Raw genomic sequence first — 14,194 nt, forward strand, 5'->3', positions numbered from 1 at the left:
CGGCTGGTAGTCTGCGCCGTCTCGTCCTAAAAACCTCCCGGAAATTCAAAGAATCCGATTGGAGACCGCCGTGGACGTTCAGGAAGTCAGGAAGCTCGACGCCTATCTCAAGCGCGTATTCGGCAATCCCAAGATCCGCGTCGTGCCGCGCCCGAAAAAGGACGACTCCGCCGAAGTCTATATTGGCGAGGAGTTCATCGGCGTGCTGTTCGTCGATGACGAGGACGACGACCGTTCCTTCCAGTTCCAGATGGCGATCCTCGAGGAGGATCTGGCCGACGTCGGCTGAGGCGCGTGCCGCGACGTTGCAGGTGGGCAAAGGCGCAATTGCGCCGTGCCCACCATTACCACTCACAATGCAAGTAAGATAATCGGTGGGCACGTTACGCTTTGCCCACCCTGCCAAGCTACGAGTCCGCAGCTAGCCCCTCGGCCCGCGCATCTGCGCCGTCAGCCGCTCCATTGCATTCGCGACGTCGCGCCATTGCGACAGCCAGCTCCGTGGAAAGCGGAACGTCAGGTCGGCGCCGTCGACACGGCGCTCGCTCAGGCACATGCCGGGCGTCTGGCCATCGCGCGAGCAGCGCGCGTTGAGGCTCGGCGACGTGGCGGAGAACAGGTCCTCATTGGCGTAGGGCGAGCCGTCGCGAAAGGCGCGCATCGTCAATCCATCGTCGATCGGTGTTGCCTTCTGCTCGAGGTAGCGCGGATAGATCGTGCGCACCCGCATGTCCGGCGCCAGCGCATCGTGGTGGGCCGATATCGAGACGAAGATCCGGTCGATCGGCTGCACCTTCTCCTCCACGGTATCGGCGCTGACGTGCTTCGGCGCATCCGGCGGTTCGAGCGAGGGGAATACAAAGCTGAGATCGACCCGTTCCTGCGGGCCCGAGTGGCGCTGAATCTTGCGCCGGATGGCGGCTGTCGGCACGTTGAAGAGCGTGGCACCGACGCTGACGGGCAACCGGCCGGGGGCGCTGGCGGGCCGCGCCACCCAGGTCGGCCACAGCAAATAGGCGACCAGCGCAACGGCGCCCGCCGCAATGGTTACCGCAGCCATGATCAGGATCATGTGCGAGCGCGGGTCCCTGCGGGTGTCGCGGGCAAGGTGCTGGGCCGTCGAAAGCAGGGTCATGAATGAAGCATCGGTCGGGAAGGAACCAGGCGAATCATTCCGCGAATATGCCATGGGGCGCGTGATTTCCTCATGATTTCGCGGGAGTCGAGCCCTTCAAGCCATGCGCAAACGAGGTCCCGGCGGCCCGTTGTTAACCTTTCCTTAAGGATGCTGTGGCGGCCGCCGGCCAATATTGCGAAAGCAGGGCGCGCGGTTTGTCGAGTAGCGGAAGTTGTCATGTCGCCCGAAGCGTTGAATTCCCTGTTCGCCCTGTGCATCGGCTTTGCGTTCGCAGGCGCGCTCGCCAGCGGCTATCAGGCGATGGCGGAGCGGCCGGCGGGGTTCGGGTTGCTTGGCGAGGGCGTGGCGCCGAAGACATTTGCGGCCGTGCCGTTTCTGGTTTTCGCCGCACCCTTCATCATCATGCGCAACACGCTGCGCGGCGCGAAGATCGAGCGCCGCCGCTTCGAATTCGTGATGATGGCGACTGTGCTTTCCGGATTCTGGAGCATGATGTCCGGCACGTTCTTCCTGATGACGCTGCGTGCCGCGGGTGTGCTGGCCTGAGGCTGCCGGCCTGTTCGCTTGATCCCGCACCAGCGGCTATGCCAAGGTCTCCACCAACGGAGACCTTTTGTTATGGCGATCTACGAACTCGACGGGCAGGGGCCTGAACTCCCCGCAAACGGAAACTATTTCATCGCAGATACCGCTGTCGTGATCGGCAAGGTGCGCCTGCTGAATTCCGCCAGCGTGTGGTTCGGCGCAGTGCTGCGCGGTGACAATGAATGGATCGAGATCGGCGAAGGTTCCAACGTGCAGGACAATTCCACCTGCCACACCGATCGCGGCTTTCCGCTAACGATCGGCAAGAACTGCACCGTCGGCCACAATGTCATCCTGCACGGCTGTACGCTCGAGGACGACGCGCTCGTCGGCATGGGCTCGATCGTGATGAACGGCGCGCGGATACGCCGTGGCAGTATCGTCGGCGCGGGAGCGGTCGTTACCGAAGGCAAGGAATATCCCGAATTTTCCCTGATCCTCGGCTCGCCCGCGCGCGTGGCGCGCACGCTGACACCCGAGCAGGTGACGGCGATGGGAAGTGCCGCGAAATTCTACGCGCTCAACGGACCGCGATTCAAAAACGGACTGAAAAAGATCGGCTGAAGACCCGCAGGTCTGCATCCGATATTCAAACGCGGCTCAGCTGCCTTCGCTCTCGTTGGCTTCGCGAGGGCCGGCGACCTTTTCATGCCCGGCGGCCCACAGCGCATGCTCTTCGCTGCCGTTCTGATACGGATTGGCTTCTGCGGGAATGTTCTGACGCGCGGCGAGTTGGCCTTGCTCGAAAGGGTCCGGGTCGGAATTCATGAGGGCGCCCTTCCGGTTTTCGATCTCGTCTTCCGCGCCGTCGCGGCTTTCGAAACGCCGGCGCTCTTTTTAAGCGCATCCTTGAGGTCGATGGGAATGCCGTGCTTCTTGAAGAGGTCCGCGAAGGCTTCGTCGGCCAGTTCCTGAAATGTCGCCATCCGGTCACGGGCAAGCTGTTTGAGCTTGTCGAACGTGTCGTCGTCGAAGGCGATCAATTTGCGCAAGCGCGATCACTCCGGGCGTCGAGCGGTTGTGATTGAATGATCTGGCGCGGGAATCGTTCCGGCAGGAACCAGGTCCGGGAGCCATCGTTGCTCCAAAAAGGAGATTTCCGATGAAGCTGCTATCTGTAGCCGCAGTTGCGGCATTCACAATCCTGATATCCCCGGCCATGTCACTCGCCCAGAGCGGAAGTGGAAGCAGCGGCGGCACCGGAGGAGGCGCGAGCGCCGGTGGAGCCAGTGCAAGCGGCGCGGCAAGTGGCCCTTCCGCGGGCAGCAGCAGCGCCGCCGGATCGCCGAGCGCGGGCTCGGCGGGCGCGGGCACGCAAGGCATCACCGGCGTGCCGCCTGGTCCGGCCAGTCCGGGCGGATTGAACAATTCCGGCGAAGACCCGAGCGGCGCGCAGAACCCATCCAAGCTTGCGTCACCGCCTGCGCTGGGCACCAACACTGCAGGCACCGCCCAGTCGTCAGGTCGCGGCGTCAACACCGAAAGCGGTGTAACGACGGGCTCGGGAAGATCGGCGGGGTCAGGAAGCGTTGACGCAGCAATCGCTGAAGAGAACAAAACGGTCGATCGCAAGATCAAGAGCATTTGCCGCGGCTGCTGATCTTCCTCATACAATCGCGTAGAAGTGAGCAAAATTACCCAGCCACTTCCGAGAACTCGTCCTAGAGTTGATCCGGGATCTGAGGATCCGACGCGCATCCGACCCGTGCAGGTCTGAGTCTGATCCGGTCAGGCCCAAATGAACAGCGCCGTCTCGGTGATACTACACCGAGGCCGCTGTTTGATATTCTTGCTGATCCCTTCCGCATCGCATGGGGGATGTTGAAATGCTTACAGCGCCCGAATTGACATTGATGTTTTTGATGGTGGTGGTTGCGCTGGGTGCGGCGTTCGTCTGGATGTTCTGGGAGATCGAGCAGACGTTGTCCAGGCTGCGTCGGATGTCCAGACCGCATCGCAAGAGCGACGGCCCGCACTAGAGCATGATCCGGAAAAGTGTGCAGCGGTTTTCCGAAAAGATCATGCTCAAACAAAAAGATAAAGCGGGATGACGATTCGAAGAAAAGTCATCACGCTTTAGCGGACGTGACATTGCGCGGTCTGTCTCGCGCAATGCCTGGCGGCTGGCTTCACGCCCGATATCTGCAATTTTCCGATAAATTGCGCTTGTTACTTGATACATCCTTAGATGGGAACCTGTCAGGTTCCATCTGCACGAAAGCGTGCATGTCTGACAAAGAATTTGGGAGACGAAAAGTTTGCGGTGCCGCCTTAAGCGGATGGTGGTTCAATGATCGTCTCATCCAGGTCGTGTTTTTCGTCGTCCATCCAATCATCCACCAGGGATTTTCGAGCCTCCGTCAGCCTGATCGCGCTGTTATGCGGCCTCAGTTGCGCGCAACCGTCGATGGCGCAATCTCTGCCGACTGGTGGAACGGTGGTCAGCGGGAACGTTTCGATCGGCTCGACGTCGCCGACCAGTCTGACGGTCACCCAATCGAGCCGGACCGGCATCGTCAACTGGTCGAACTTTTCGGTGGGGCAGGGCTACCAGGTCCAGTTCAATAACGGCGGCGGCGCGACGCTCAACCGCGTTACCGGCAACGTGCCGTCGTCGATCAACGGCGTCGTATCGGCGACCGGCTCGGTTTATCTCGTCAATCCGTCGGGAATCGTCGTTGGACCGACCGGCGTGATCAAGACCGGCGGCAGTTTCGTCGCCTCGACGCTGGATGTGAAGGACACCGATTTCCGGGCCGGAGGTGCGCTGACCTTCAGCGGCAACAGCAACGCCTCGGTCGTCAATCTCGGCAAGATCGGCGCGTCGAAGGGCGACGTCGTCCTGATCGCGCGCCAGGTGCGTAACGACGGCTCGCTGACCGCGCGTAACGGTACCGCCGCGATGGCGTCCGGCAGCGAGGTGCTGCTGAGTGACGGCTCGCTCGGCAACGGCAAGGTGCTGGTGCGGCGTGCGGCACAGGACGGTGAAATCCGCAACAGCGGCGCGATCCGCGCCACGGAAGCGGAATTGCGCGCCAATGGCGGCAACATCTATGCGCTAGCCGGCAACACCAATGGTGCGATCTCGGCAACCGGCGTTGCCAACAAGGGCGGCCGGGTTTTCCTCACCTCCGAGGGCGGTTCGGTCAATGTAACGCAGAAGGTGGTGGCGCGGCGCATCCAGGCGGACGCTGTGCCGGCGCGGACAAACTTTGCCGGACCGGGCTCGTTCACCGGCGGCGACATCGTGGTCAGCGGCGACAAGGTCGTGGTCGGCAGCGCCATCACGGCCAAAGGCAGCAGCGGTGCGGGCGGCACCGTGGTGGTGACCGGCAAGGACGTCACCCTGACGTCAGGTGCACAGATCGACGCCAGCGGAACGTCAGGCGGCACCGTGCTGATCGGCGGCGACCGCGCCGGCGGGTCGGACGTTACGCGGAAGTTCCTGCTGCAAGCCATCGCCAATGCGCAGAACACGACGATCGAGGCGGGCGCAACGATCACGGCGGACGGCACGTCGGGCGCCGGCGGCAATGTGGTGGTGTGGTCGGACGGCACGACGTCGTTTGGCGGCGCGATCAGCGCCACCGGGCTGCGCGGCGGCTTCATCGAGACATCAGGGCATTCGTTCGACTTCGCGGGCGGCAGCGTCAATGCCGGTCCTGGCGGCACCTGGCTGCTCGATCCTGTGGATCTCACGATTAATTCGACGCTCGCCGGCACCATCGCGACCGCGCTCAACGGCGGCAGCAATGTCACCCAGGAGACGAATGCGGCCGGCAGCGGCGGCAGCGGCGACATCACGGTGGCCAGCGGCATCAGCTGGTCGACCAGCGCGACGCTGACGCTGAGCGCCTATCGCAACATCGCGGTCAACGCCAACATCACCAGCACCGGCGGCGGTGGTGTCGTGCTGCGCGCCGACAATGCCGGCACGGGCACCGGCACCGTGACGTTCGGCGGCGGCCAGGTGTCGACCGCCGGAACAGTCTCGATCTTCTACAACCCGACCGGCAGCAATTCGACGGTCAACACCACCAAATATAGTGCACCGACGCAGACGAATTTCAGCAGCAGCGTCACCGGCGGCGCTACGCTCAAGACGAACATGCTGGTCAACAATGCCTTTGACCTGCAGAACATGAAGAACAACCTGTCCGGCACCTATGCGCTCGGCCGCGACATCGATGCCGGCATTACATCCGGCTGGAACAGCGGCGCCGGGTTCGAGCCGATCGGCAGCGGGACCAGCTTCAGCGGAAACTTGAACGGCCAGGGCCACACGATCTCCGGCCTCTTCATCAATCGGCTGTCAATCCAAAACGTCGCGCTGATCAGCTTTCTCGGCGCCGGCGGCACGGTAAGCAACGTTGGCGTCATCGGTGCGACCGTCACCGGCTGGGAGATTGTCGGCGGGATCGTCGGCACGAACTACGGGACGGTCAGCAACGTCTATTCGAGCGGATCGGTCACCGCCACCAGTGCCGGCGCCGGCGGTCTCATCGGCTACAACTTTCAGACCGTGTCGAATGGCTATTCGAGCAGCACCGTGAGCGGACCGCTCTACGTTGGCGGTGCCATCGGTTTGAATAACTGTGGCAGTTCCGGCTGCGCTACTAACCCTGGCTCGGTATCACAGGTCTATGCAACGGGCGCCGTGACAGGCACCGGCGCTAGCCCGAGCGCTGTCGGCGGGCTGATCGGCTTCAACGGCGGCTCCATCACGGCGTCCTACTGGGACACCTACACGAGCGGAAAGACGTCCGCCATCGGCAGCGGTTCGGGCGGCGTGACGGCCGTAACCAGCGACCGCGCGCAATCAGCCGCCGCCAATTACGCCTTCAAGCAGAGCGCCTATGGCGGCTTCAGCTTTCCGGGAACGGGCTCGACCGGCTGGTTCATGATCGACGGCCACACCCGACCGTTCGGCCGCTGGGAATACCAAACCACCATCACCAACGCGCATCAATTGCAACTGATTGCGATGAATCTCGGCGCGAGCTACACGCTGGCGGGCAACATCGACCTCGGCTCCAGCCTGTCGGCCGTCGGCGGCAAATATCCCGATATGTGGTCGTCGGCGGGATTCGTTCCGATCGGCAGCACCGCCACGAAATTCACCGGAGCGTTCAATGGCCAAGGTCGTACCATTGCCAACCTGACCATCAATCGATCGACCACCGACGATGTCGGACTGTTTGGATATGTTGGCGCGGGCGTAACGGTGCAGGACGTCGGTCTCATCGGCGCCGCTGTAACCGGCAGGAGGGATGTCGGCGCGTTTGTCGGCAATAACGCCGGGACCATCGTGCGATCCCATGCGACAGGCGCGGTGAACGGCACCAACGATGATGTGGGCGGGCTGGTCGGGAAGAACACCGCGACGGGCAATATCACGCAATCCTATGCCAACGTGACGGTCAGCACCCCCAGCAATTACTATGTCGGCGGGCTTGTTGGTAGGAATGAGGGCGCGATCACGCAGGCCTACGCCACCGGTGCGGTCGGGGGCTTCATAGCGGGAGGTCTTGCCGGCCTCAATCTCGGCACCATCACCCAGACTTACGCGGCCGGGGCGGTGAGCGGCCTTGGAAATCTCGGCGGGCTGGTCGGTGGTCAGTGGGGTACCGTCACCGATTCCTATTTTGACACGGTGACAACAGGCCGGAACTCCGCCATCGGAACCGGGACCGTCACCGGCGGGATCGGCCTGACGACCAGCCAGATGCAGGATACGGTCAACTACGCCATCACCTACGCGGGCTGGGATTTCGCCAATGTCTGGTCGGCGCCGAGCGCCGGCTATTATCCGCAGCTCTACGGCGTCAACCATGTCCTGCGCGTCGATCCCGCCAATGCGTCGCGGGTCTACGGCGATGCCAACCCGGCTCTCACCTATACGTACTACGGCCTGCACACGGGCGACACGTCAGCCATTCTCTCCGGCCTCTCACTGTCAACAGCGGCGACGGCGACATCCAATGTCGGCAGCTACGCGATCACGGCTGGCGGCAGCGTCGTAAGCACTGCCGGGCAGGCCTATCGCCTGGTCCAGACGCCTGCCACGCTGACGGTCACGCCGCGATCGATCATGGTCACGGCCGACGCCAAGAGCCGCGTCTATGGCGACGCCAATCCGCCGTTGACCTATCTGGTCGGCGGCGCGGGGCTGGTCAATGGTGATACGCTGTCGGGCGCGCTGGCAACGTCGGCGACAGCAACCAGCAACGTCGGTACCTATGGCATCAGCCAGGGCACGCTCACCGCATCTTCCAACTACGCGCTGACCTACAACGGCGCCAACCTCACGATTGGCCAGCGCGCCATTTCAGTGACGGCCGATGCCAAGAGCCGTGCCTATGGCGACGCCAATCCGACGCTGACCTGGCAGGTCGGCGGGTCCGGACTCGTCAATGGCGACAGCCTCTCGGGTGCACTGGCAACGTCGGCGACAGCAACGAGCAACGTCGGGACCTATGGCATCAGCCAGGGCACGCTCACCGCATCTTCCAACTACGCGCTGACCTACAACGGCGCCAACCTCACGATTGGCCAGCGCGCCATCACCGTGACGGCCGATGCCAAGAGCCGAGCCTATGGCGACGCCAATCCGGCGCTGACCTGGCAGGTCGGCGGCGCCGGCCTGGTCAATGGCGACAGCCTGTCGGGCGCACTGGCGACGTTGGCGACCACTGCCAGCAATGTCGGCGTCTACGGGATCACGCAGGGAACGCTCGCGGCTTCGGGCAATTATGCGCTGACCTATACGGGCGGCAACCTGACCGTCACTCAGCGCGCGATCACGGTAACCGCTGACGCCAAGAACCGCGCCTACGGCGACGTCAATCCGGCGTTGACATACCAGGTCAGCGGGGCTGGGCTGGTCAATGGCGACAGCCTGTCAGGTACGCTGGCGACGTCAGCGACGACAGCCAGCAACGTCGGTGTCTACGGAATTAGTCAGGGAACGCTGGCCGCCTCGGGCAACTATTCGCTGACCTATACAGGTGACAACCTGACCGTCACCCAGCGTGCCATCACGGTGACGGCCGATGCGAAGAGCCGGGTCTACGGCGATGCCAATCCGGCATTGACCTATCAGGTCGGCGGAGCTGGGCTGGTCAATGGCGACGCACTGTCCGGTGCGCTGGCGACGTCAGCGGCCACGGCCAGCAATGTTGGTACTTACGGCATCACGCAAGGCACGCTCGCGGCCTCGGGCAATTATTCGCTGAATTATGCTGGCGACAACCTGACCGTCACCCAACGCGCGATCACCGTGACGGCGGACGCCAAGAGCCGCACTTACGGCGACGCCAATCCGGCGTTGACCTATCAGGTCGGCGGCGCAGGTCTGGTCAATGGCGATAGCCTGTCGGGGTCGCTCGCGACGTCGGCGACGACAACCAGCAACGTCGGCGTCTACGGTATCGGGCAGGGCACGCTCGCCGCCTCGGGCAACTACGCGCTGACCTATACGGGTGACAACCTGACCGTCACGCAGCGCGCCATCACGGTGACGGCGGACGCCAAGAGCCGCACGTACGGCGACGCCAAATCCGGCGCTGACCTATCAGGTCAGCGGGGCGGGTCTCGTCAATGGCGATACGCTGTCGGGCGGGCTGGCAACATCGGCAACGACGGCGAGCAATGTCGGCACCTACGGGATCACGCAGGGCACGCTGGCGGCTTCCGGCAACTATTCGCTGACCTATACAGGTGACAACCTGACCGTCACCCAGCGTGCCATCACGGTGACGGCCGACGCCAAGAGCCGCGCCTATGGCGACGCCAATCCGGCGCTGACCTACCAGGTCGGCGGCGCAGGCCTCGTCAATGGCGACACGCTGTCGGGTGGGTTGGTGACGTCGGCAACCACGGCCAGCAATGTCGGCACCTACGGCATCGAACAGGGCACGCTCACCGCCTCGGGCAATTATGCGCTGAACTATACGGGCAACAACCTGACCGTCACCCAGCGTGCCATCACGGTGACGGCCGATGCGAAGAGCCGGGTCTACGGCGATGCCAATCCGGCATTGACCTATCAGGTCGGCGGCGCGGGTCTCGTCAACGGCGATACGCTGTCGGGTACGCTCGTGACATCGGCGACGGCTTCGAGCAACGCCGGAGACTACGGCATCACGCAGGGCACGCTAGCAGCCTCATCGAACTATGCCTTCACTTTCGTCGGCGCGAATCTCACGATTACGCCGGCAGCCGCACCACGTATACCGATTGCAGAACTCGGCTCCTATGTGAAGTCGCGGGTGGCTCTGCGTGCGCCGCAGCCGCCCGGGCAGATGCGTGAGTCCGAGAGCATCGAGCAATTCTCTGCCGCGATCGCCTGCACTTCCAGGCAGTGTCTCGAGCTTCCTCATCCCAACAACCGGCGCATCGGCACGCGCGCAAGATTCGTCGATACGATGCAGACGCGTCTGCCGGCCTTCGCCGACAATTGACGTTGATTGCGTGAAGCTGCGCGCATTGCGTGCGTCGTTGGAAAATTCTCCTGTTTGGAAGTGGCGTCTGGCCTTCAACCAGTGGCTCTGCACGCAGCAGTTGGTGCAGTCGTCAGCAATTCAACCGTGTACACGCTTCAGTTCTGTTGCACCGAGAATTCAACCTTAAACCGTTATTAATCCAGAAACCATAATGGTTGACTTCTTCATTGTTCGCCGTGTGCGACAGAACGTCGGAAGCGTGCAGCCTCATGCGAACCTACATGTCGACATCCCGAAGCTTTGACGGGCTCCGGTCGCCGTGATGCTGGCGCTCTCCAAACATTTCAGATCGCAGACACTGTGGGTGCGAATATCCGCGCGTCATAAGAGAAGAATCGGCAGACGGTGCGCGCTGTTCGTGGTCTGCGCTGTTGCAGTCGCGCCCGGCGGCATCGCGCAGGCGCAAATAGTGGAGCGCAATCTGCCGCCGGAGCCGCCGCGTCGCGCGCCGGCAATCAAGATCGGCACCGACGATTTGCTGAAGAGCGATGATGCGACGCCGCTCGGCGTGAATGTTCAAGCCATCGTCCTGATTGGAGCAAACGCCAGCGCGAAGCCGGCAAGCGGCGCGAAGGGTATCGATGTGGAGCAGGTTAGCGGCATCGACACCGCCGGCTTGCGCGAGCGACTCACGCCATTTCTCGATCAGCCGCTCAGCCGCAAGGTCATCGCCGAAGTGCAGGCAGCCGTGGCCGCAGCCTACCGCGACGCCGGGCGGCCATTTGTGTCGATCACGCTGCCGCCGCAGGAAGTGTCGACCGGCGTGCTGCAGCTACGCGTGATCGCCTTCAAAGTCGCCAACATCAAGGTGGCGGGAGCGGCGCCCGAGCGCTATCCGCCCAGCCGCATCCGTCTTGTCCCCGGACAGGAAATCGATGCGCGCAAGCTCGAGACCGATCTCGACTGGGCCAATCGCAATCCGTTTCGGCAGGTCGAAGCGGTGTTCGGTCCCGGCAAGGATCTCGGCATGACCGACGTCAACATCCAGGTGACGGATCGCAAGCCATGGCAGGTGTACGCCGGCTATGCCAACAGCGGCACGCTGCTGACCGACCGCAACCGCTATTATGTCGGTGCCAGCGGGGCGCCGTCCGCCGATATCGTCGCGTCCTATCAGCTCACCGGCAGCGGAAATTTCTGGATGGACGATGGGCTGTTCAGCCGGCCTGACGACGCCAGATATGTCAGTCAGGCAGGGCGGTTGCTCACGCCGCTCGGATTGCGCACGAGCCTCGAAGTCGTCGGCGACCACGTGCTGACCAACGAGCGGCCGAACAATCTTTTCCGGATCAAGACCGAAACCAGCCAGGCCTCGGCGATCGTTCGCACCGCGCTGTCCGATCTGCTGCCCGCGACGGCCGGCGACCTGCTCGGCGGCGTCGAACTCAAGCACCAGCTACGTACGACCATCTTCGATGGTACGCCGGTCGCGGAGGGCAGCGCCGACGTTGCTCAATTGGTGGTTGGATGGAACGGGCGCTGGTCCGACAATCTGGGCACCAACAACCTCGATGTCCGTTTCAAGTCCAATCCCGGGGGCGTCTTGCCCGGCAACAATTCGAACGCCTGGAGCGCCTTCACCAACGGCCGCGTCACCAACACGCAAACCAATTTCGTGACCCTCGAGTATGGCCGCGTGACGCCGCTGCCGAAGGGGTTGTCGCTGAAATCGGAAGTATCCGTGCTGGCGTCGTCCAAGCCGCTTCCGGACACCGAGCGCATCGGGCTCGGCGGGATCCACGCCGTGCGCGGTTATGTGACCGAGGACGGTGCGGTCGACCAGGCCCTGATCCTGCGCAATTCGCTCTACGCTTCGATACCCAACATGCCCTCCTGGATGCCGGGCACGCTGGCGCCGTTCCTGCTGGCCGATGTCGGCTGGGGGCGGGATCTGTTCTCCCGGCGCGACTCCACGCTGTCCTCGGTCGGCGCCGGATTCGATTTTGCGGCCGGAGCGAACTTCAATTCCAAGCTGCTGGCGGCGACGGCCTTGACTGACGGCCCGCATACCCCGGCCGGGTCCTGGCGCGTATCGGTGCAGGCATCGGTCAGTTATTGAGGGCCGCTGTTTCGGTTCACAGATCGAAGCTAGCTCAACACCCCGTACTTCCTGAACCAGGCCTGCATTTGGGACCAGGCGTCCTCGGCCGCGTCCTTGCGGTAGCTCGGGCGATAGTCGGCGTGGAAACCATGCGGGGCTCCGGGATAGATCTTGAACTCGGCAGCCTTCTTGTTGGTCGCAAGGGCTGCCTTGAAAGTCTCTACCGTTGCGACGGAAATGCCGGTGTCAGCTTCGCCATAGAGGCCGAGCACGGGCGCCTTCATCTCGGCTGCGAGCTGTGTGGGGCTCTTCGGCCAAACCGGGTTCGGCGGATCGACCAGCGAACCGTAGAACGCGGCGCCTGCCTTGAGAGCGTCGCTGTGGGCGGCATATTCCCACACCGTGCGTCCGCCGCGGCAGAAGCCGATGATGCCCAGTTTCGAAGCGTCGCCGCCCTGCGATTTGGCCCAGGCAACGGTGCTGTCGAGATCGGATAATAGTTCGGCGTCCGGTTTCGAATTCACGATCGGCATGAGTTGCGGAATATCCGCGATCTTGGTCAGATCGACGCCCTTGCGGAAATAGTAGTCCGGCGCCACCGCGAACGCGCCGAGCTTGGCAAGGCGCCGCGTCACGTCCTTGATGTATTCGTGCAGGCCGAAAATCTCCATCGCCACCAGCACCACCGGCGGGTTGCTGACGCCGGCAGGCCGCGCGAAATAGCCGGGCATCTCGCCGTCGGCGAGCTTGATCATGGCGTCACCGGCCGTGAGGCCGTTGGTGTCGGTCTTGATCACGTCGGCACGCACCGGTCCGGCCGCCAGCGTGTAGCCCGCCGCCACGGCGGCCGACGCGGTCATGAAGCCACGTCGAGAGAATGGTGCGACCCTGGTCAGTCCGATGACATCCGAGGTCGGCAGGGATTCGGCGCTCATGGCGGCTCTCCTTTTTTGGGAGGCGCATTCGGCTTGCAAACCGGCGCGAGCGCAAATCACCTGCTTGGGAGATGTCAGCCGGGGGCACAGTGCAACGCCCAAAAATGAGGCACAAAAAAAACAAGGCCGTCGACGCAGTATACCGTCAACGACCTTGCCAGCCCCGGATATTGAAATCGGCTCACGCCATCCGGTGAATTTCAGGATGCCCGCGATTCATCCGGCGATGTGTGAACCAGTTCACAAAGTGGAAAAAAGTTGCGGCAACGCCTGCCGCAACTTGTGGAAAATATCCCGCCGCAAGGCCGGTGCAATTTCGCGGCCGACGTCAGTGATGAAAATCGGCCGATTGCGATAGTGAGCGCTGAAGATCGCTGCACCGGCCAGACAAAACCCGAGCAAGAATGTTGTCGCCGAACTCGGTCCCGGCCAGTTAGCCGCGCGCCTTGGCGCGGCTGCGGTTCGCCGCCCTGCTGGAGCGGGGCGTTGCCTTGACCGACCGCTTGCGCGGCGCAGGCGATGCGGCGGGTTCGGAGGCCTGCGCGCTGGCAAAGGATTGCCGCAAGCCTTCGATTGCCTCCGTGAGCGTTCCGACCTGCTCGGAAAGCTTCTTGTTGTCGGCCTGCTGCGCGGAGAGCAGGCGGCGGACGGTCTGCAACTGGTCCTGCACCACCTGCAATTGATCGATCGATTCCTGCTGCGTCGCTTCCAGGCCCTTGGTCTTCTCGACCAGTTGCTCGGATGCCTGCGCCGTGCGCGCCTGCAACTGCCGGGCCGCGACTGCGCGATCGGTCTCGGGAGCGCTGCCGGTATAGGCGCGCCACAGGGCGATAGAACTAACTCCAAGCACGACAATGACGAGGGCCACAGCGGCGATCGCAATCGGCTGTCCGCCGAAACGCGCGATGGGGCTGGCACTCCGGGGCGTGAGTTCGATCATGCGACTCCAAATCCGGACGTGATTCCAAAGTTCCAAAATAGCACAGCCATG

14 protein-coding genes are annotated in these 14,194 nt (G+C 63.1%); 9 read left to right on the plus strand and 5 right to left on the minus strand.

Annotation, left to right across the window (positions count from 1 at the left end; all coding sequences use genetic code 11):
* The first annotated feature begins 70 nt into the window (after window positions 1–70).
* Window positions 71–289, plus strand: coding sequence for a DUF3126 family protein (locus tag AC0QUY_RS11935; protein WP_025590201.1), 219 nt, complete (start codon window positions 71–73; stop codon window positions 287–289).
* Between the two features lie 132 nt (window positions 290–421).
* Here the strand turns inward: AC0QUY_RS11935 and AC0QUY_RS11940 are convergent, their stop codons facing one another.
* Window positions 422–1,135 carry a hypothetical protein gene (locus AC0QUY_RS11940; protein ID WP_475386982.1) on the minus strand — a complete coding sequence of 238 codons (714 nt, stop codon included), beginning with the start codon at window positions 1,133–1,135 and terminating at the stop codon, window positions 422–424.
* 219 nt (window positions 1,136–1,354) lie between these two features.
* On the opposite strand from AC0QUY_RS11940, the gene AC0QUY_RS11945 reads away from it, so the two are divergent.
* Entirely contained in the window at window positions 1,355–1,684 is a 330-nt protein-coding gene (locus AC0QUY_RS11945; protein ID WP_057860212.1) for a DUF6949 family protein, read from the plus strand.
* A gap of 72 nt (window positions 1,685–1,756) precedes the next feature.
* Window positions 1,757–2,287 carry a gamma carbonic anhydrase family protein gene (locus tag AC0QUY_RS11950; RefSeq protein ID WP_475386983.1) on the plus strand — a complete coding sequence of 177 codons (531 nt, stop codon included), beginning with the start codon at window positions 1,757–1,759 and terminating at the stop codon, window positions 2,285–2,287.
* Window positions 2,288–2,323: 36 nt separating this feature from the next.
* On the opposite strand, the gene AC0QUY_RS11955 is transcribed toward AC0QUY_RS11950, so the two are convergent.
* Entirely contained in the window at window positions 2,324–2,491 is a 168-nt protein-coding gene (locus AC0QUY_RS11955) for a hypothetical protein (RefSeq protein ID WP_202639055.1), read from the minus strand.
* Window positions 2,488–2,706 carry a hypothetical protein gene (locus AC0QUY_RS11960; RefSeq protein WP_475386984.1) on the minus strand — a complete coding sequence of 73 codons (219 nt, stop codon included), beginning with the start codon at window positions 2,704–2,706 and terminating at the stop codon, window positions 2,488–2,490. Before AC0QUY_RS11960 ends, AC0QUY_RS11955 begins: the two co-directional genes overlap by 4 nt.
* Before the next feature lie 119 nt (window positions 2,707–2,825).
* On the opposite strand from AC0QUY_RS11960, the gene AC0QUY_RS11965 reads away from it, so the two are divergent.
* The 5 genes from AC0QUY_RS11965 (at window position 2,826) to AC0QUY_RS11985 (ending at window position 12,286) form a co-directional block, all read left to right on the plus strand.
* The gene (locus AC0QUY_RS11965) at window positions 2,826–3,323 is read left to right on the plus strand and encodes a hypothetical protein (protein WP_475386985.1); all 498 of its coding nucleotides are present in this window, start codon (window positions 2,826–2,828) and stop codon (window positions 3,321–3,323) included.
* A gap of 226 nt (window positions 3,324–3,549) precedes the next feature.
* Window positions 3,550–3,702, plus strand: a complete 153-nt coding sequence (locus AC0QUY_RS11970; protein WP_202639369.1) for a hypothetical protein — start codon at window positions 3,550–3,552, stop codon at window positions 3,700–3,702.
* A 428-nt stretch (window positions 3,703–4,130) separates the two neighbouring features.
* On the plus strand, window positions 4,131–9,446 hold the full coding sequence (locus AC0QUY_RS11975; RefSeq protein WP_475386986.1) for a beta strand repeat-containing protein: 5,316 nt from the start codon (window positions 4,131–4,133) through the stop codon (window positions 9,444–9,446).
* On the plus strand, window positions 9,334–10,185 hold the full coding sequence (locus AC0QUY_RS11980; protein WP_475387101.1) for an MBG domain-containing protein: 852 nt from the start codon (window positions 9,334–9,336) through the stop codon (window positions 10,183–10,185). Before AC0QUY_RS11975 ends, AC0QUY_RS11980 begins: the two co-directional genes overlap by 113 nt.
* A gap of 400 nt (window positions 10,186–10,585) precedes the next feature.
* Window positions 10,586–12,286: a ShlB/FhaC/HecB family hemolysin secretion/activation protein gene (locus AC0QUY_RS11985; protein ID WP_475386987.1), complete on the plus strand. Its 1,701-nt coding sequence runs from the start codon at window positions 10,586–10,588 to the stop codon at window positions 12,284–12,286.
* A gap of 29 nt (window positions 12,287–12,315) precedes the next feature.
* Here the strand turns inward: AC0QUY_RS11985 and AC0QUY_RS11990 are convergent, their stop codons facing one another.
* A complete protein-coding gene (locus tag AC0QUY_RS11990) occupies window positions 12,316–13,203 on the minus strand; it encodes a dienelactone hydrolase family protein (protein WP_475386988.1) in 888 nt (295 codons plus the stop codon).
* Between AC0QUY_RS11990 and AC0QUY_RS11995 the strand changes: the two genes are divergently transcribed.
* The gene (locus tag AC0QUY_RS11995; protein WP_475386989.1) at window positions 13,202–13,561 is read left to right on the plus strand and encodes a hypothetical protein; all 360 of its coding nucleotides are present in this window, start codon (window positions 13,202–13,204) and stop codon (window positions 13,559–13,561) included. The two genes, AC0QUY_RS11990 and AC0QUY_RS11995, sit on opposite strands and share 2 nt — an antisense overlap.
* A 75-nt stretch (window positions 13,562–13,636) precedes the next feature.
* Here the strand turns inward: AC0QUY_RS11995 and AC0QUY_RS12000 are convergent, their stop codons facing one another.
* Window positions 13,637–14,143 (minus strand): hypothetical protein, encoded by a 507-nt coding sequence (locus tag AC0QUY_RS12000; protein ID WP_161853839.1) that lies wholly within the window; start codon window positions 14,141–14,143, stop codon window positions 13,637–13,639.
* Window positions 14,144–14,194: the final 51 nt, after the last annotated feature.

Source organism: Bradyrhizobium sp. WYCCWR15520, from assembly GCF_056174665.1.

What these genes read in the sequence shown, in the direction of transcription:
- AC0QUY_RS11995 (WP_475386989.1), top strand. Translation starts at nt 13,202, where the DNA reads ATGGCGGCTCTCCTTTTTTGGGAGGCGCATTCGGCTTGCAAACCGGCG.
- AC0QUY_RS11965 (WP_475386985.1), top strand. Translation starts at nt 2,826, where the DNA reads ATGAAGCTGCTATCTGTAGCCGCAGTTGCGGCATTCACAATCCTGATA.
- AC0QUY_RS12000 (WP_161853839.1), bottom strand. Translation starts at nt 14,143, where the DNA reads ATGATCGAACTCACGCCCCGGAGTGCCAGCCCCATCGCGCGTTTCGGC.
- AC0QUY_RS11970 (WP_202639369.1), top strand. Translation starts at nt 3,550, where the DNA reads ATGCTTACAGCGCCCGAATTGACATTGATGTTTTTGATGGTGGTGGTT.
- AC0QUY_RS11955 (WP_202639055.1), bottom strand. Translation starts at nt 2,491, where the DNA reads ATGAATTCCGACCCGGACCCTTTCGAGCAAGGCCAACTCGCCGCGCGT.
- AC0QUY_RS11975 (WP_475386986.1), top strand. Translation starts at nt 4,131, where the DNA reads ATGGCGCAATCTCTGCCGACTGGTGGAACGGTGGTCAGCGGGAACGTT.
- AC0QUY_RS11990 (WP_475386988.1), bottom strand. Translation starts at nt 13,203, where the DNA reads ATGAGCGCCGAATCCCTGCCGACCTCGGATGTCATCGGACTGACCAGG.
- AC0QUY_RS11950 (WP_475386983.1), top strand. Translation starts at nt 1,757, where the DNA reads ATGGCGATCTACGAACTCGACGGGCAGGGGCCTGAACTCCCCGCAAAC.
- AC0QUY_RS11945 (WP_057860212.1), top strand. Translation starts at nt 1,355, where the DNA reads ATGTCGCCCGAAGCGTTGAATTCCCTGTTCGCCCTGTGCATCGGCTTT.
- AC0QUY_RS11940 (WP_475386982.1), bottom strand. Translation starts at nt 1,135, where the DNA reads ATGACCCTGCTTTCGACGGCCCAGCACCTTGCCCGCGACACCCGCAGG.